This window comes from Sorangiineae bacterium MSr11367, from assembly GCA_037157805.1.
GTDB lineage: Bacteria > Myxococcota_A > Polyangia > Polyangiales > Polyangiaceae > Pendulispora > Pendulispora rubella.
The window spans coordinates 1,885,201-1,902,437 of sequence record CP089983.1 but is presented as its reverse complement, the minus strand read 5'-3'; the positions used below and the strand labels follow the sequence as shown (position 1 = coordinate 1,902,437).

Below are 17,237 nucleotides of genomic sequence, written 5' to 3'. Positions count from 1 at the left end.
GGAGAGGCGCCTGGACGGCGGCGCTCTCTCCCGCGAGTATCAACCTCATGGAAAAGGGCTCAAGAGGGAGGCGTAGGGTTTAAGGCAGGTCATCGAGCGAACCCCCCAGGCTCTCTGCCCTAAACCCTAAACCCTAAACCCTAAACCCTCACTCTTCGTCTTCTTCTTCCTCTTCGTCGTCGCCGTCTTCGTCCTCGTCATCCCCCTCCTCGTCGTCCTCGTCTTCGTCTTCGTCTTTGTCGGCGCCGTCGCGGGCTTCGGAGATGAAGTTCACGCGGCCGTCGCCGTTTTCCTCGGCGAGGGTCTGGGCCACGGCTTGGTAAGCGGCGGGAAGCTCGCCCTTTTCGAGGCCGCCGAGGCGCTGGGCCACCCACACGTCGAACGGAACGAAGCCGCTGACTTTGCCGCCGGCCTCCAAGGTGATGACCGGGTACTCGCCGCGATCGTCGGCGGCGCCGATGTACAGGAAGGAGTGCGCCTCACCATCGCTGGGAAGCGGGATGCAGTCCTCGCCGAGCATCTCGGCCGCCTCACCGAAAGCCGCCGCGGCCTCCTCGCCGAGTTCTTCCTCGACGAACTCCTCGAGCGACATGGGCTCGAACTCGGGCTCCTCGTCGTCGAAGGACCAGCCGATCCAGCTCGCGTCGAAGGTAAGAAGCTCCTTCATCGCCGGGGAGATCTTTTCGTCGTTCGGAAGACGCAGTTTCTTGAGGACCCCTGCCGGCACGGCCTCGGGGCTGTCGATCGCGCCGGACGCCTTCGCTGCCTCGATGGATTTTTTGATGAGCGCGGCGCCACGCGCCAAACCGTCGGACTTTTTGCTTGCCATGCGCGGCATGAGACGGCCGGCTGCGCCCGAAGGCAAGACGGAAACGGATCCATTCTGCGCAGAGCCCGCCCCCATGCCGGACGGCGCCTCAGAACGTCATTTTTTCACACAAGTGACTCTTGCCGCGGAGCGCAAAACAGGGCATGCGGCCGATTGCGCAATTCGACATCGGATTATCGAACTCGGATATGGCAGTATGCCGCCCATGAGCACCATGGATCGTAGGAAGTTCCTTACGGCGACGGCGGCTGCGCTTCCGCTGCTTCATTGCACCGCTAGTGGCGATTCTGCAGAAGAATTGGCAAAAACCGAACAAAACGAGCCAGAGGCCTCCGAGTTGAAATCATGGGGCTCTCGCGTCATTACCGGAGCGGATTGGCTGGCCGCCACGGACTGGCGTTCTTTGACCGGGAGGAAGGTGGGGGTCGTCACCAATCCAACCGGCGTCTTGTCCGATAAGCGCCATATCGTCGACGCGATGGTCGCCAGTGGACAGGTCAACGTGGTTGCCGTATTCGGACCCGAACACGGTTTTCGCGGCACGGCGCAAGCAGGAGGCTCGGAGGGAGAATACACCGACCCGCGCACCGGCCTTCGCGTGTACGACGCATATGGCATCAGCGCAGCCAAGCTCACCGAATTTTACCGCAAGGCCGGAGTCGACACCGTGGTGTTCGACATCGCCGACGTGGGCGCGCGTTTTTATACGTACATCTGGACGCTGTACACGGCGATGCATGCGGCCGTAGCCGCAGGCGCCTCGGTGGTGGTGCTCGACCGCCCGAATCCGGTGGGCGGACAGGCCTTTGGGCCGCAGCTCGATCCTCGGTTTTCTTCGGGTGTCGGTCGAAAGCCCATCGTGCAGCAACATGGAATGACGGCGGGTGAGTTGGCGCGATTGTACGATGCGGAGTTTCTCCCGGCCGACGCAGGGGGTCGCGTCTCCAACTTGGAAATCGTGCCCGTGCGCGGATGGCGCCGGCGTTCCACGTTCCACGACACAGGTTTGGACTGGGTTGCGCCGAGTCCCAACATGCCGACGGCCGATACCGCACTGGTGTACCCCGGAAATTGCCTCTTCGAAGGCACCGCGCTGTCGGAAGGCCGCGGGACCACGCGCCCCTTCGAAACGATTGGCGCTCCGGAAATCGATTGGCGCTGGGCAGAGCGGCTGAACGAATTGGGCCTTCGTGGAATCCAGTTTCGAGAAACCTATTTCGTGCCAACGTTTTCCAAGTTCCAAGGAACGCTCTGCGGTGGCGTGCAACTCCACGTAACCGATCGCGCCACGTTCGAGCCGATCAGGACGACCATGGCCATGCTGGTCAGCGTCAAACAGCTCTTTCCAAGCGTCTTTGCATGGCGATCCGACAAGTTCGTCGACAAGTTGTTCGGCTCCGATCGGCTGCGCACGATGGTCGATGCCGGCGCCAGCGCAAACGATGTGATTGACGCATGGCAGGCCGAGCTTTCCGCATTTCGTAAACAACGCGCGCCGTATTTGCTCTATGGATGATCCATGCGCTTAAACCACCTTCGCACCCTCGTCGGCCTGGCCGGCCTCCTCGCGATCAGCACCGTCAGCGGGCCTACGTCAGCAGACGGCTTCTTTGGTGCGAGTGGGCGGTTCGATCGGCCCCAGGGCGGATATGCATCGCCGTGGACCACCTTGCGCCGGGGCACTCCCGAGCAGGTGGGGCTGGATCCCGCGCCGATTCAAACGGCATTGCAGAAGGTGCACGCGTGGACGGAGGCGCAGGGCACGGCGCATCCCATGTTCGGCGGCGCGGTCACCATGCTCGTGCACGATGGGGTCGTGGTCACGCACGACGTCACCGGCCATGCGCTGCGCTACGCGGACAAGGCGGGAACTGAGCTGCCGCGTGAGCAGTGGGTGCCCATGCAGGCCGACACGCTCTTCGACATGGCCTCGGTGTCCAAGCTGTTCACCTCCATCTTGGTCATGCAACAGGTGGAGGCACGGCGGGTCGATCTGGATGCTCCGGTGAGCCGGTACGTGCCGGAGTTCGCGGCCAATGGCAAAGAGGCCATCAGCGTGCGGCGGCTTCTCACGCATACTTCGGGGCTGCCGTCGGGACTTCCGCTTTGGCGCGATTGGCCGGACAAGCCGTCGCGCATCAAGGCGGCGCTCGAGGCCAAGCTGCTGAACGAACCGGGCACCAAGTACCTCTATTCGGATCTGAACCTGATTGCGCTCGGCGTGCTCTGCGAGCGCGTGGCGGGGCGGCCGCTGGACGTGCTGGTGCGCGAGGGAATCACCGCACCGCTGGGCATGGTGGATACGGGGTACAACCCCTCCGCGCGCAATCGTGCCGCGGCCACGGAATACGAGAGCGTCCCCCCGCGGGGCATGGTGCGCGGCGAAGTGCACGACGAGAACACGTGGGCGCTCGGCGGTGTGGCCGGTCATGCGGGCATCTTCTCCACCGCGGCGGACATGGCCGTGTTGGGGCAAGCCTTGCTCAACGGCGGCACGTACCGAGGGCGCCGCATCTTGCGCGCGTCGACCATCGACCAGATGCTCACGGACAACAACGGCGCATTCCCTGGCAATGCGCACGGCCTGGGGTTCGAGCTCGATCAGATGTGGTACATGGATGGCCTGTCGAGCATGCGAACGGCGGGGCATACCGGATTTACCGGGACGTCGTTCGTGGTGGATTTCCAATCGCGATCCATCGCCATTCTGCTGACCAACCGCGTTCACCCCACGCGGGACTGGGGCTCGAACAATCCGTCACGGCGCGCGGTCGCGCAGGGGCTCGCGCAAGCGCTGGCCGTTCGACCGCTCCAAGGGCGCGATGCATGGTTCTCCGGCGTGGGCGAAGAGCGCACGGCCACCTTGGCCACCGCGGATCTTCGAACGCGCGGTAGCGGCCCGGCGCATGCGACCTTCCACGTCTTCGTGGACACCGAGCCGACGGACACGCTGCTCTTCGAATCCAGCGTCGATCACGGAGCGAGCTGGCAGGCCGTGTCGGCCCGCGCCTACGGCACCGGCGCCCCGGACAGCACGGTCACCGCCCTCTCGGGCGAAGGGCACCGCGCGTGGTGGTTCGTCGACGCCGCGCTTCCCGTGGCCGGTGCATCGCACGATGTCGCGCTCCGATGGCGCTACGTCACCGACAAGGTGTACTCCGGCCGCGGCGTCTACCTCGACGGCATCCGCGTTTGGGACGATGGCGGCATCCTCCTCGACGGCGAACGCGATCCGCAACGCTTCACCGCCGATGGCTGGCGCCCGGCGACGCGGTAGCTACTTGCATTTGGCACCCTCGTCTTCGATTTCGCACTTGCGGCTGCCTCCGGTCTTGCCGCAGGCTTTCTCGTTCGTCTCTCGGTCGCCGCAGTTCTTGCAGACGAAGTTCTGCTCGTTGAGGCGCAGGCAGACCATGTCGTCGCCGGGGCACTTCGACGGGTCGCCGGACGGGCTCTGTGGCACCGTGCTGCAGCTGCAGGCGGTGTACACGCCGTCGTAGCACTCCGTCTTGGAGTCTTCGCAGCTGGCGAAGGGCGCGCCGTCGTCGGGGCACTGGTAACAGAGCTTCTTCCCCGGGCCGCACGAGCCGCACCCTGAGACACACGCCTTGGTCGCCTCGCAAACGACCTTTTGCGCGCAATCCTTGTAACAATCGGGCACGCAAACCGCGCCGCAGCGGTACCACGTGCTGGGACACGCATCGCTGGAATCGGCGACCGTCGCGTCGGCGCCGGCATCGTCGCCAGCCCCGGCCTCTTCACCATCGCCCGGGCCAGAATCTCGATTATCCGAGTCGGGGGAGACCGCGCCGAAACCGCCACTCTCCAGTGCGCATGCGCCTACCGTTATGCCCATTGCAATCAGCATGGACAGCAGCGGCAAGGTTCCCGGATATCCAGAGATCCTCATACCCCAATGATGACACGATCATTCTATTTCGAAATACGATTTCGACGAATCAAGGCAGAATCCACCTTCGTCTCTTTGTTACCCATTCGGATGGTGTCGAAAGCAGTGGCAGTCGATCTCTTCGTTCAGCAACCCCAGTGCCAGTGTCCGCCTGGCCGCCAAAACCGCTAAAACATCGCAAATTCGTAAATACGGCGCATGATGATTCACGCGATCTGGATCGTGCGCGAGCCATCTGCCTCACACGATTGGGACACGATGGATCCAGGCGGTGCGTTGGGATCCAGCTGCCGCGAATACTCCATCCTCGTTACATTTACTGGATACGAAAAAGCATTTTCGTCAAATGGGACTTGAGGCAGAGTGTACCTCGACGGAGTATTCGGCATATGACCCAATTTGCGCAAAATGGACCGACGGCATTCGAAGATCGCACCGTGCATGTGCCGGGTGCGCCCGAAGAGCCGGCTCAAGACGCGCATGGGCGGGCGGCCCGTCCCAAATCGCCGCCCTCGTACGTCTTGCGCGTGATCAAAGGGCCCGATACGGGCAAGAGTCTGCTCCTCGATTGGAGCCGAACGCCCAAGGCGGTCGTGGGCCACGGACCTTCGTGCGAATTGAGAATCAACGATGCGCGCGTGGCTCGAAGGCACTTGTCGTTCAGCCCCGAGGGAAACGCTCTGCGCTTGGTCGATGGGCGCTCGAGCGAGGGGACTCGGGTGGGCGGCGTCCGCGTCGTCGAAGCCATCTTGGAAGGGGGCGAGACCATCGAGCTAGGCGGAACCGCGCTCCGTCTCATGCGCGCAGCCGAGCTGCAGCCGGGGGCGACGGAGGGCGATCGCTTCGGCCGTGTGCTCGGCCAGAGCAATGCCATGCGCAAGCTATTTTCGGCGTGCGAGGCGCTCAGCGCGTCGATGCTGCCGGTGATCCTCGAGGGCGAAACCGGCACGGGCAAAGATGCGCTGGCCGAGGCCATTCATGATGCCTCCACGCGTGCGTGGGGGCCGCTGGTCTTTTTCGACTGTGCCGCGCACGATGAGACCTCGGCGCTCGACGCGCTCTTTGGCAGCCCGCACGGCGCAGGCGCCCTCGAACGCGCGGTGGGCGGCACCCTGGTCATCGACGAAATTGGGCAACTCGGAAACGAGGCGCAGCGCCGGCTGACGGCAAGCCTCGAACGCGGGGAGCTCTGGCGCGCTGGGGAAAATGCCCCGGTGCGCGCCGACGTGCGCGTGATTGCGACCACGCGTTCCGATCTGGACCTCTTGGTGACGGCGCGCGCGTTCCGCGAGGAGCTTCTCTTTCGCCTGGCCGGTGCACGCATTCAGGTGCCGCCGCTGCGCCAGCGCCATGGCGATGTCGAGTTGCTCGCGCGTCACTTCTGGCGCACCCTCGGCGGGGAAGGCGAGTTGCCGAAGCACGTCCTCATCCGGTTGGCGCGCCACGATTGGCCGGGCAACGTGCACGAGCTGGAGCACGCCATCACGCGCGCCACGACGTTGGGCCATGACGACAACCTCGATCTTCACCTGGGCGAGCGCACGCGGCCCATCGATTTCATCGAGTACCTCATCACGCAAGGTTTACCCATGCGCCGCGCGCGGCAGCTTCTCATTCGCGAATTCGAAAAGCGCTTCGTCGACCGCGCGGTGCACGACCACGGCGGCAACGTGAGCCGGGCGGCCATGGCGTCGGGCATGACCCGGCGCTATTTTCATATGATCATGGCAAAGGATAAGCGCTAATGGCGACGCCATCGAGCACGCCGAGGCGCTCGGGGACTTTCTCCACCAGGAAATCGATGTAAGCACGCACCTTCGCGGCGCTGAACGGAGTCGGTGCATAGAGCGCATCGATGGCCACTTCGTGCGCCGCGTACTCTTCGAGCACGCCCACCAGCTCCCCTTTCGCCAGCTCCTCGATGAGCGCGAAGTGCGGGAGGTAGGCCAAGCCCAAGCCGCGGATCGCGGCCTCGCGAACGACCGTCACGTTGTTGCAAACGATGTTCGTCCCGGAATCGACCTCGAGCGAATGGCCGTCCACCCGAAAGGGCCACCGCGGGATGACGGTGTGCCGCAGAAGCGTGTGCCCTTCCAATTCCGCGGGCGTGCGCGGGGTGCCGCGGCGATCGAGGTACGCCGGGGCCGCGCAAACGACGGCGCGCTCGCGCGAGAGGCGCCGGCTCCGCAGGTTGGAGGCGCCCTCCCCTCCAATGCGAACGGCCACGTCGAAGCCTTCGGCGACCAGGTCGACGTATCGGTCCTCGAGAATGAGCTCCACCTTCAAGCCGGGATGCCGGTCGATGAACTCGGGCAGCAAGGGCCCGAGGTGCATGGCCCCAAAGGCCGTCGACGCACTGACGCGCAGGCTGCCGGCGGCCACGTTGTTCATCGTTTTGATGGATCGCTCGGCGTTCTCGACCGCCCGCAGAATCTCGCGCGCACGCTCGTAAAAGAGCCAGCCGGCCTCGGTGAGGGCAAAGTGTCGCGTCGTCCGATGAACGAGGTGCACCTCGAGGTGCTCCTCCAAACGCGACAATCGCCGGCTCACGGTGGCGGGGCTCGTGGCCAGCTCCTGCGCGGCGCGCGAAAACGAACCCGTCTCCACGAGACGCACGAAAACGAACAAGGATACCAACTCGGACGCGGCTGCAGGCCCGGAAATCCGAGACGATAGGGGGGAATCGTCCGACGTCATCAGGATGGCACGCCCTCTCGCGTTTCATGCTCGCTTTCGCTGCCCCGCCATGACAATAACCTGACGCGCCAAAAAAAAGAGGCCGTGGTACGCCAGTCCTATCGACCTGAAGGGGTACACGCCTCGAAGCGAACGCCCTACATGCCCCGGATCGGCATGAGCCCACGCCTCGACCCAGCCCGCTCCCAAGTGCACACGACGCAATCCTAAGGTGTGCCAGGTGCACTGGAGGGCATGTCGCCCGCAGCCTAGATTGAGGGTCCCCTTCCAACGAGCCACCCATGCGTTTCATCGATCGCACGTTCAAAATCGCGTTCATCGCCACCGTCACCGCACTTCCCGGCCTCCTCGGGGCATGCCAACCGGCGCAGCCCCCCTCGAGCGAGGTACGCACATCGGCGTCCTCGGCCGGCCGCCCGCAGGACCTCGTGGCCGAGGCCGAGCGCAATGGATTCCGTCGCACCGCGCGCTACGACGAGGTCGAGCGATTGTGCCCGGCCTTCGAGCGCGCGTATCCGCAGCGCGCGCGGTGCGTCACTTTCGGCACGACGCCGGAGGGCCGGCCCATGCTCGCCATCGTGGCCTCGTCCGACGGGGTGCTCACGGCGGAGCAGGCGCGCGCGAAGCATCGCCCCGTGATTCTGTTCCAGGGCGGTATTCACGCCGGGGAAATCGATGGGAAAGACGGCGGCTTCTGGGCGCTTCGCGAGCTGCTCGAGGACAAGCTGGTGCCAGGTGCACTGGCCAAGTCCACGGCGGTGTTCGTGCCCGTGCTCAACATCGATGGGCACGAGCGCTTCGCGCCGAATCAACGGCCCAACCAGCGCGGCCCCGAGGAGATGGGATTTCGCACGACGGCGCAGAATCTCAACTTGAACCGCGACTACCTCAAGGTGGAAGCGCCCGAGATGAAAGCGATTCTCGGGTTCTTCGAGACATGGGATCCCGTGGTGTACGTGGATTTGCACACGACGGATGGCGCCAAGTTCGAGCACGACGTGGCGGTGCTCGTGGAGCCGTCGGTTCCGGCCCCGGGCAATCTGCAGGAGCCTGCCACTGCGCTCTCGGATGCGATCCAAGCGCGGTTGACGGCGACGGGGCATCTTCCGGTGTCGTTCTATCCTGCGTTTCGTAAGTCGGAGGACCCGGCGTCCGGCTTTTCGAAAGCATCGGCCCCTCCCCGCTATTCGCAGTCGTATGCATCACTGCGAAATCGCATTGGCATTCTGGTGGAGACACATAGCTGGCGTCCCCATCCCCAACGTGTGCGCTCCGTTCATGATTTCCTATTGGGATTATTCGATCAGGCGCGCACGGATGCGGCCGGGTGGCGCAAGGCCGCAGATGCGGGGGATGCAGCGGGACAACGGCTTGGCGGCACGCGCGTGGCATTGACGTACAAGCCCAGTGAAGCGTCGCACACGATCGAGTTTCGCGGGTATGCGTACCAGAAGAGGGCGTCGGAGATTTCCGGCACCACCTGGGTATCGTACGACGAGTCGAAGCCGGAGATCTGGCGAGTCCCTCTGTTCGATACGGCGGAGCCGGCGTTGATGGTGGATGCACCGGCGGCGGGGTACGTGGTGCCGGCGGCGCACGCCGAATGGATTGGGGCCAAGCTTCGCACGCACGGCTTGCAGTACCAGGTGATGGGCGCGCCGCGGCCGCGGTTTTCCGTGGGCGCGTTTCGCGCAGACGAGGTGACGCCGGGCCACTCGTTCGAGGGGCGCACGCCAGTCACGGTGAAGGGCTCGTGGAAAACAGAGATGCGGGATCTGCCCAAGGGCTCCCTGTTCGTTCCCATTGCCCAGCCCCGCGCGCGCGTGCTGCTGCACTTGTTCGAGCCGCTCGCGCCGGATTCTCTCGTGGCGTGGGGCTTCTTCAACGGAGCCTTCGAGCGAAAAGAGTACATGGAAGACTACGTCGCCGAAGAAGAAGCGCGCAAAATGCTGGCGGCCAATCCCGCGTTGAAGTCCGAATTCGAGGCGCGGCTCAAAGATCCGAAGTTCGCCGCCGATTCCAAAGCGCGCCTGGACTTCTTCTACCAACGCCACCCCTCCTGGGACGAACGCGTCAACCTGATCCCCATTTACCGCGTGGCCACATCGCCGATGTAAACTCCGTGCACGAGCTGCACGCTAGGTGATTTTTACAGGGAGGTCGGGAGATCGGGAGATTTTTTAGTTCTCCCGATCTCTCGATCTCCCTGTTCATTTTTCTTCGGCGCCGAGTTGTCTCCGAGCTTCGGGCGGTCGCTCTGAACGATCGTCGCGACGTCGCGAGCATCATCGACCATGCCGTGCGCGTCGAATTCCGTGGAGAATTGACGGCGTCGGGGGAGCTGTGCGAGTTCACGGCCATCACGAGGGCTGAGACCAACTCGTACCTAGACCGCGTCCACCATTTCGTTCCAAAGCGCACTCTACGAAACGAAGGCAACGCATTCGAGGGGTGCGCAAACCAAGAGGCCATTCAAGCAATGAGACGAATCGTCCAATCCTTTGGATTCTTGCAGGGTTTGATGCTCGTAGTGGGTTCCGTAGCCGCCTGCTCTTCCGCCGATTCATCCACGGAGAACATTGCATCGAGCGAGCAAAGCATCATCAATGGTGCCATCCCGGCAGCCAGTGATGTGTTGGCGGCCCGTGTCGTGCTCGTGAATGGGGGTTGTTCGGGCACTCTGCTGAACAAGCACTGGGTGTTGACGGCCTCGCACTGCGTCGGAGCTACGGGGCCGGTGAGTTTTGGCGTATCCACGCGCACGGGAACCACGGCCACGGCCGATTGGGTGGAGCGTCACCCCGAGGCGCCTCCGTGCTGCCAAAGTCCCGTCGCATGGCACGCGATGGACGTGGCCATGGTCCATTTGAGGACCCCGCTCCAGGACTACACGACGGCGATCTCGGCGAACGAACCGACGGCGAATCAGCAGTTGAGTTGTTACGGCTACGGGAACAATGTTGCCTTTTATGACAACGACGGAGGCACGCACGGCGCAGGATTTGGCACGTTGAGGACGGCAAAACTCTCCGTCGAGTCGCCGAACGAGGTTGACCCCCGCCGCTACACGATAAAGCCGAACACCCAAGGTGACCAAGACCCCCGAAACGACCAGATCCAATGGACAGGCGATTCCGGAGGCCCGTGCTTCAACGCTGCAGGAGAGATAATCGGCGTGCATAGCGGTGCAGGTTTCACGGATTTCGACCCCCCCAACACCACGCTGACCGTGCTCAGAGGCATCCAAACGAAAGGCGCTCGCGTTCGCGACTGGGCAAACGAATTAATGAATCCACGGGTGTCACCCGTGAAAGGCATGTGCCGTACGGCGCCGACGCCTCCGCCGCCGCCTCCACCCGTGGGCCAGCCGCCGCCTCCTCCGGTGCGCAGCGATCTGGCATCGGCGTGGAACGACGTCGGCGTGGGCCAGGCAGCTCTCGCGGTCTATCCCTCGAACGGAGCGTCGTTCGACTACTGGTACCAAGGTCTTACCAGCGGAGGATGGGATGACCGTTCCAGGCACGTTGCAGGAGATTTCAACGGCGACGGACTCACCGACGTGGCCACGGTATGGCCGTATTATGGAATGAGCATGGTCGCAGTTCGGTTGTCCACGGGGAACAAGGTGACGGGAGGGGGATTCACGCTCGAAACCTGGGCCGATACCCATCGACTCTTCCGCGATGCCTACCAGTGGCTCCCGGGTGATTTCAACGGCGATGGGCGCGACGATTTGGCGCTGGCCTGGAACGATCGGGGATGGACCTCCGTGGGGGTCTTCTTATCGAACGGCTCTGGCTTCTCCCCGTACCAAGCTTGGGCGACGCAGGTCGGGGGATGGGGCGACGAGCACAAGTGGGTTGCGGGTGACTTCAACAAGGATGGGCGCACGGACCTTGCAACCGTCTGGCCCTGGAGGAGTCGGCCGGAGGACCCCCTGCAGAATGCCATCGCGATCCGCCAATCGACGGGCTCCTCGTTCGAGCTGCAAGAATCGGCGCTCGCGCAGGGCGGATGGCAGAGCTCGAGCAAGTGGCTCGCGGGTGACTTCAACGGCGATGGCTATTCGGACCTGGCGGTGGCATGGGAGCAGCCCTCGGGAACGACGAAGCTGGCACGCGTGGCGGTGTACCCTTCGACGGGGGGAACGAAGTTCAACGGATGGAACCAGTGGGACATGTCCGGCGGCGGCTGGGACGATCGACACGACTGGGCCGCGGGTGACTTCGACGGCGATGGCAAAACCGATCTCGTGACGTCGTGGCAGCAAGGGACCCCGCAAGGGACCCACAACGTGCTCACGGTACGCAGATCGACGGGCTCGCAATTCGTCGCTGGCAAGGAGTGGTTGAATCCGGCGGGCGGCTACAGCCCCACGGCGCAGTGGTGCGCGGGGAAGTTCGCGCGCTGAGCGCAGGCTGAATTGAATCGATCGGAATGCGGGGAGCTCCGGGTGCCGGACTCCCCGCATTTCTTTTGGCGACCTTTACGCGCCGAGGCGGTCGCCGAAGATGGCGCGGTCGCCTTTGGCGGCGCGACGGAAGGCGCGGGGGGAGACGCCGGCGGCGCGGTGGAAGGTGCGCACGAAGTTGGAGAGATCGCCGAAGCCGACGCCGTAGGCGATTTCGGTGATCGATTGGCCGTCGTCGGCGAGGAGGCGGGCGGCCCGACGCAGGCGGGAGCGAAGCAAATATTGGTGCGGTGTGACGCCGAGGACCTTGGAAAAGAGGCGCAGGAAGTGGAAGGAGCTGAGGCCCGCTTCCTTGGCGGCGGCCTCCAGGTCGATGGATTGGTGGGAGTTCTCGTCCAACCAGAGCGCCGCTTCGACGGCGCGGCGGCGATCGCGGGCCCAGGTGTCGGGCGGGCCGAAGACGGGGCGCTTTTTTCCGGTGGCGATTTCGACGAATCGGGTGGCCAGGAGCATGGCCGCTTCGTCGAGGCCCATGTCGCTCGTGCCGTCGGCGGCGGATTGCGCGAGCTCGCCGAGGACCATCAACTCGGGCAGCGGCGGGACGCAGGCGATGCGCCAGATTTCGCTGCGGTCGGTCAGGGTGTCGACCAGCGCGGGGGCGAGTTTGAACGAGAGGCACTCGTCGCCGCCCTGGGCGTGCTCGTGCGTGCACATGTATTCGTCGCCCTTGTGGCCGATGAGCAGAGAGCCCGCCACCAGCTCGAACGACTTACCCCCCGACTTGTAGCCAAAGCTTCCACGGCGCACGTAGTTGACGGAGTAGCCGGTGTGTACCTCGACGAAGGGCTTGTCACCCGGCGCAGCGTCGCACCGGCAGTCGACCACCGATGCGGGCACCATGGCCGAGGACGAACCTGTCGAGTTCGACGAATAGAGAACCGTGGCCTTCATCGCACATGAAGTCTAGGGCCATGTCGCCTCCAGGGCCCGCCATAAGTACCAGCTTGCCACCGAGCGGTACGGTTTCCAGCGATTTCCGTACGTTTCCAACGCCTTGCGCTCCGGCATTTCGCGCTTTCCGAACGCGAGCATGAAGCCTTTGCGGATGCCGTAATCGTCCACCGGCAAGACGTCGGGCCGGCCAAGGCGGAAGATGAGCAGCATTTCCACCGTCCACCGGCCGATGCCGCGCACCTCGGTGAGGTGCTCGATGATCGCTTCGTCGGACATGCCACGTACGTCGTCCAGGGTGGGGAGCTGGCCATCCTTCGCCCTTTGCGCGAGATCGCGCAGGGCCAAAAGCTTGGCACGAGACAAGCCCGCGCCACGCAGCTTTTCGTCGGACACACGTAGGACGTGCTCCGGCGCAAATCCTTCCGCCGCGTGCGGAAAGAGCGCGCATACCCGGGCGAAGATGGTCGCCGCGGCCTTCGTGGTGAGCTGCTGGTACACGATGGATTCGGCCAGCGCGAGGAAGATGCTCGGCGTCTCGTTGACGCGCATGCGAAAGGGCCCGACCTTGTCGAAAAGGCGGCCGAGTCGCGCATCCTTGGTGCGCAAATGCTCCATCGCTGCCTCGGCATCGAAGCTGTCCGCGCCGGCGTGGCGTGCACCCTCGATGGTGAGCAGACGCAATTTCGTGGTGATGCCGCCGTTCGCCGAAAAGCCGCCCATCTTGCCGCCGGCCGCGAGAACGCGATGGCACGGAACGACGATGGGAAATGGATTTCGCCCCAGCGCCTGCCCCACCGCGCGCGCCGATCCCGGCGAACCAAGTCGCGTGGCCACCTCGCCATACGAGAGCGTGGCGCCCGGTCCAATGGTGCGGGCCACCTCGTACACGCGGCGGTAAAACGGAGAGACGCCGTTCATGTCCAGCGGGATATCCGCGAGATCGGCCGCCTCACCGCGAAGGAGCGCGACGATGGCGTCCACCGCGCGCTGCACATCGGGGGAGGGCGGCAATTCCTGCGCGCCGGGGAATCGACGGAGCATGCGCGCCCGCGTGTCCGCGTCGCGCACCTCGGGAAGCGCCACCGACGCGACACCGCGTTCCCCCCACGCGATGCCGCATCGACCAATGGCCGTCTCGAACAGTGCAAACCCGTATGCGGTCATTTACCGCTTCAAACTAGCACCTGAGCCGGCCCCCAAACTTGGAGAATCTTGCTCCGCTTCTTCTACCTGCCGGAGACAGGAGTCCACTTGAAGGCTTCGAACGCAGGGTCGAGCTTCGCGTCGGTCATGCGGATGGCATAGGTGGTGAGGGTGAAAACCGAGACCCCCAACACGACGTCGAGCGCGCTCTGCTGGTTGAAGCCCGCATCGAAGAATGCCCCGAGCGCCGTTTCGCCGGTGTGGCCGCGCGTCTCGAGAACGCGACGGGTAAACTCCGCCAAGGCCTGCAGCTTGGGGTTGCCAATGCGCGTGCCATCGCGCAGGGCATTGATGAGGTCCTCCGGCGCATCCATGCGCTTGAGGATCGCGGTGTGCATGGGCACGCAGTAATGACAGCCGTTGTAGACGGAGACCGCCATGACCACCACTTCGCGCTCGATGGGCGACAGACTGCTCTTCTCGAAGATGGGGAGGTTGGACAGGAACGACTCCAACACGGTGGGCGAGCTGGCCATTTTGGCCATCGGGGCGGGAACGAATCCGAACTGCTCTTTGGCGCCCACCAAAAAGGGGCGTGACCCCTCGGGGGCTGTTTCTGCGGTGTGAACGACGAAGCCGGTCTGGATAGGCATCCTTCTCTCCCTCACTATTTGTTGCCTTGACAACAGATCTCGACGCCAAGATAACTACCAGGGTGATGAAGTCAAACGGGAAGACGAAGAAAGCGACGGCCGCCGGCGTAACCTTCGAGTGGCAGATCCACGGTAACACTCTCCAAGGTCGGATGACCGCCCCCACGTTGGGCTGGGTCACCGTCGGCTTCAATCGTGCGCGCGACCTACGCGGTACGCGCCTGATCATGGGCTACGTCAAAGATGGTCGCACGGTGGTCGAAGAGCACCTCGCCGACCCGCCGAACCATCGTCCGATGACCGCCCTCGGCGGACGCAACGCCGTGCGCTCGAGCCACGGCGCGGAATCAGGCCGCACGACGACCATCGACTTCGAAATCGACCTCGACACCGGCGACAAATTCAGTGTGCCCCTCGCCGAGGGCCAACGCTATTACGTCACATTCGCGTGGAGCCACGAAGACGACCTGTACCACCACTCCGCGCAACGTTCGGCGATCGAACTCATTCTCTAAGAGAGAGATTCACATGAAGGCGGGAAGGCGGGAAGGCGGAACCTGCGTGCACGGCACGCAGCGCTATTTCTGGGTTTCAGTTCGCCCACTGGGCCGATTGAAACACAAAAAAACCTTCCCGCCTTCCCGCCTTCATGTGAATTCTCTCAGGAAGGGTCTAGCTGGCGATGGAGACGTCGCGGGTGGCGAGCAGTTGTTGTTGGTGGGTGAAGTGTTCGCGCAATGTAATGGGTGCGTAGCGGGGCGGGGTTCTTGCGTCGGTGCAGGTGGGGACGCAGTGGAGTTTGACGTCGAGGGCGGGTTGGTGGAAGAAGACCAGGGATTGGCGGCGTTCGCGCAAGGGGGCGCCGGGGCCGCCTACGCGGTGGACGGTCGAGCGCCAGCGGTCGTTCGTCCAGCGGGCCAGGAGGTCGCCGCAGTTGACCACGAAGCTGCCCTCCGGCGGCATCGGTACGCGCCATTGGCCGTCGATTTGCACTTCGAGGCCGCCGCGCGTGTTCGGCTGGTACACGAAGGTCATGGTGCCCGTGTCCGTGTGCGCTCCGCAGCGCGATTGGCCGGGCTGGGCCACGCCATTGAAGGGCGGGGAGTGCGTGGCCATCATGACGCTGAAGTGGCGCTGGAAGTACTCATCGAAGTACCAATCGGACAAGCCGAGTGAGGCGGCTGCAAGGCGCATGACGCGCGCGCCCACGTGCTCCATCAATTTGTAATATTCGGTCCACGTTTCTCGAACCTCGGGCAAGGATTGGGGCCACTGGTTCGGGCCCACCTTTTGGCGGACTTCGTCGCAATTGGAAATCACTGCGCGGAAGCGCTCGCGGAGGTCTGCGGGTGTATCGGATTTGGCGCCATAGACGCGCGAGGCGGCGTCCGCCGCGAAAGGCACCCAGCCGCAGAATTGCCCTTCGGCCACGCGCGACGAGATCTCGGCCTTCTCCGTGAGCGGCAGGTCGAACAATCCGCGGGTGACGTCGAGTACGCGCTGAAAGAGTCCGGCAGGCAGGCCGTGGCCGGTGATGACGCCAAAACCGATTTCGCGCATGCCCTTGTCGAAGGCCGCGGCCATGTGCGCGCGCTCCTCCCCTTCCGCCGCCTCGAACTTCGCCAGGTCGACGACCGCGAGGTCCAATGCGATGGTTCCAGCACTGCGCTCTTCATTCAACACTTCGACCGATTTCATGAATTAGGCTCCTCGAAAGTGGAAACGAATGTTTCTTCGAATACCTTTTGCGGCTTTTTGGGACTTCTCCCCTGGAGGAGTGCCACACCCGCAAAAATCGCACAGACGCCCGCTAACATCGGAAGGGTGACCGTCTCGTCGGCGATGATGACGCCCCCTGCCGCCGCCACGATGGGCACGACGTAATCGATGGCCGCGGCGTCCGTCGCTCCGAACGTGCGCAGCACGTGAAAGCGCGATGAAAACGCCAAGAACGTGCCGACGATGCCGCCGAATAGAACGCTGAACCAAGCCATGCCCGGATCGCGCACGCGCTCGAGATCCAATCCGCGGATGACGAACGGAACCAGCACCGCGGTGGCCGCGAGACTCTGAATGCGGACCACGTCGGAAAGCGCATAGTCACGCAAGTATTTGCGGGTGAGCACCAGCGAGGCATGGCTCGCGGCGAGCGCGATCGCCAAAAGCCCATAGCCGAGCAAGTTGCCCTGCGAAGGCGCCGTGCCCAAACCCGTTTCACGTTGGAGCGCCAGGCTCGCAGCGCCCACCACGGCCACCGCGATGCCCAGCACCTTTCGTGCGGTAAGCTTCTCGTCCGGGAGCGCGATGTGCGCAAAGACCACCGCAAACGCGGGGCCGCACGTGGCAATGATGGCCGCCACGCCGCTCGACACCACCTGCAGCGCGGACACGATGCTGAGCATCGGCAGCGCGGTGCCAGTGATGCCCAAACAGAGCGCCGGAATCCAAAGGCGCGCATCGCGCGGTGGAACGCGCCTTCCTTGCGCGAGCGATAGGACGATGAAGGCACCGAGGGCGACGAGAAGCCGCAGCCCCGTGTAGACCAGCGGCGAAAACGCCGCCAGCCCAAGCCGCGAAACGGTCAGCCCGGTGCCGAAGCACACCGCGGATGCGATGATCCAGAAAGAGCGGTGCATGGCC

Annotated in this window: 14 protein-coding genes; 6 read left to right on the top strand and 8 right to left on the bottom strand. The window is 64.1% G+C overall.

Annotation, left to right across the window (positions count from 1 at the left end):
• Positions 1–148 precede the first annotated feature (148 nt).
• On the bottom strand, positions 149–829 hold the full coding sequence (locus tag LVJ94_07435) for a hypothetical protein (protein ID WXB07065.1): 681 nt from the start codon (positions 827–829) through the stop codon (positions 149–151).
• 478 nt (positions 830–1,307) lie between these two features.
• Between LVJ94_07435 and LVJ94_07430 the strand changes: the two genes are divergently transcribed.
• Together LVJ94_07430 and LVJ94_07425 are read left to right on the top strand one after the other, a co-directional pair.
• The gene (locus LVJ94_07430) at positions 1,308–2,345 is read left to right on the top strand and encodes a DUF1343 domain-containing protein (GenBank protein WXB07064.1); all 1,038 of its coding nucleotides are present in this window, start codon (positions 1,308–1,310) and stop codon (positions 2,343–2,345) included.
• A gap of 3 nt (positions 2,346–2,348) precedes the next feature.
• Positions 2,349–4,106: a serine hydrolase gene (locus LVJ94_07425; GenBank protein ID WXB07063.1), complete on the top strand. Its 1,758-nt coding sequence runs from the start codon at positions 2,349–2,351 to the stop codon at positions 4,104–4,106.
• Here the strand turns inward: LVJ94_07425 and LVJ94_07420 are convergent, their stop codons facing one another.
• Entirely contained in the window at positions 4,107–4,739 is a 633-nt protein-coding gene (locus tag LVJ94_07420) for a hypothetical protein (protein ID WXB07062.1), read from the bottom strand.
• A 389-nt stretch (positions 4,740–5,128) separates the two neighbouring features.
• Between LVJ94_07420 and LVJ94_07415 the strand changes: the two genes are divergently transcribed.
• Positions 5,129–6,484 (top strand): sigma 54-interacting transcriptional regulator, encoded by a 1,356-nt coding sequence (locus LVJ94_07415; GenBank protein WXB07061.1) that lies wholly within the window; start codon positions 5,129–5,131, stop codon positions 6,482–6,484.
• Here the strand turns inward: LVJ94_07415 and LVJ94_07410 are convergent.
• Complete coding sequence (locus tag LVJ94_07410; protein WXB07060.1) at positions 6,462–7,346, bottom strand: LysR substrate-binding domain-containing protein; 885 nt, start codon at positions 7,344–7,346, stop codon at positions 6,462–6,464. The genes LVJ94_07415 and LVJ94_07410 overlap by 23 nt on opposite strands.
• Positions 7,347–7,717: 371 nt before the next feature.
• Between LVJ94_07410 and LVJ94_07405 the strand changes: the two genes are divergently transcribed.
• Positions 7,718–9,553: a peptidase M14 gene (locus LVJ94_07405; protein ID WXB07059.1), complete on the top strand. Its 1,836-nt coding sequence runs from the start codon at positions 7,718–7,720 to the stop codon at positions 9,551–9,553.
• A gap of 362 nt (positions 9,554–9,915) precedes the next feature.
• Positions 9,916–11,847 (top strand): FG-GAP-like repeat-containing protein, encoded by a 1,932-nt coding sequence (locus LVJ94_07400; GenBank protein WXB07058.1) that lies wholly within the window; start codon positions 9,916–9,918, stop codon positions 11,845–11,847.
• A 75-nt stretch (positions 11,848–11,922) separates the two neighbouring features.
• On the opposite strand, the gene LVJ94_07395 is transcribed toward LVJ94_07400, so the two are convergent.
• The 3 genes from LVJ94_07395 to LVJ94_07385 all read right to left on the bottom strand — a co-directional run bounded on the left by LVJ94_07395 (position 11,923) and on the right by LVJ94_07385 (position 14,597).
• Positions 11,923–12,798, bottom strand: coding sequence for an AraC family transcriptional regulator (locus LVJ94_07395; GenBank protein ID WXB07057.1), 876 nt, complete (start codon positions 12,796–12,798; stop codon positions 11,923–11,925).
• Positions 12,799–12,810: 12 nt separating this feature from the next.
• Positions 12,811–13,965 carry a methylated-DNA--[protein]-cysteine S-methyltransferase gene (locus tag LVJ94_07390; protein WXB07056.1) on the bottom strand — a complete coding sequence of 385 codons (1,155 nt, stop codon included), beginning with the start codon at positions 13,963–13,965 and terminating at the stop codon, positions 12,811–12,813.
• A gap of 62 nt (positions 13,966–14,027) precedes the next feature.
• Complete coding sequence (locus LVJ94_07385; GenBank protein ID WXB07055.1) at positions 14,028–14,597, bottom strand: carboxymuconolactone decarboxylase family protein; 570 nt, start codon at positions 14,595–14,597, stop codon at positions 14,028–14,030.
• 65 nt (positions 14,598–14,662) lie between these two features.
• Here LVJ94_07385 and LVJ94_07380 point away from each other — a divergent pair, with 65 nt between their 5' ends.
• A complete protein-coding gene (locus tag LVJ94_07380; GenBank protein WXB07054.1) occupies positions 14,663–15,112 on the top strand; it encodes a DOMON domain-containing protein in 450 nt (149 codons plus the stop codon).
• 157 nt (positions 15,113–15,269) lie between these two features.
• Here LVJ94_07380 and LVJ94_07375 read toward each other — a convergent pair whose 3' ends face one another.
• Positions 15,270–16,295 (bottom strand): hypothetical protein, encoded by a 1,026-nt coding sequence (locus tag LVJ94_07375; GenBank protein WXB07053.1) that lies wholly within the window; start codon positions 16,293–16,295, stop codon positions 15,270–15,272.
• A complete protein-coding gene (locus LVJ94_07370) occupies positions 16,292–17,233 on the bottom strand; it encodes a DMT family transporter (protein ID WXB07052.1) in 942 nt (313 codons plus the stop codon). Before LVJ94_07370 ends, LVJ94_07375 begins: the two co-directional genes overlap by 4 nt.
• Between the last annotated feature and the right edge of the window lie 4 nt (positions 17,234–17,237).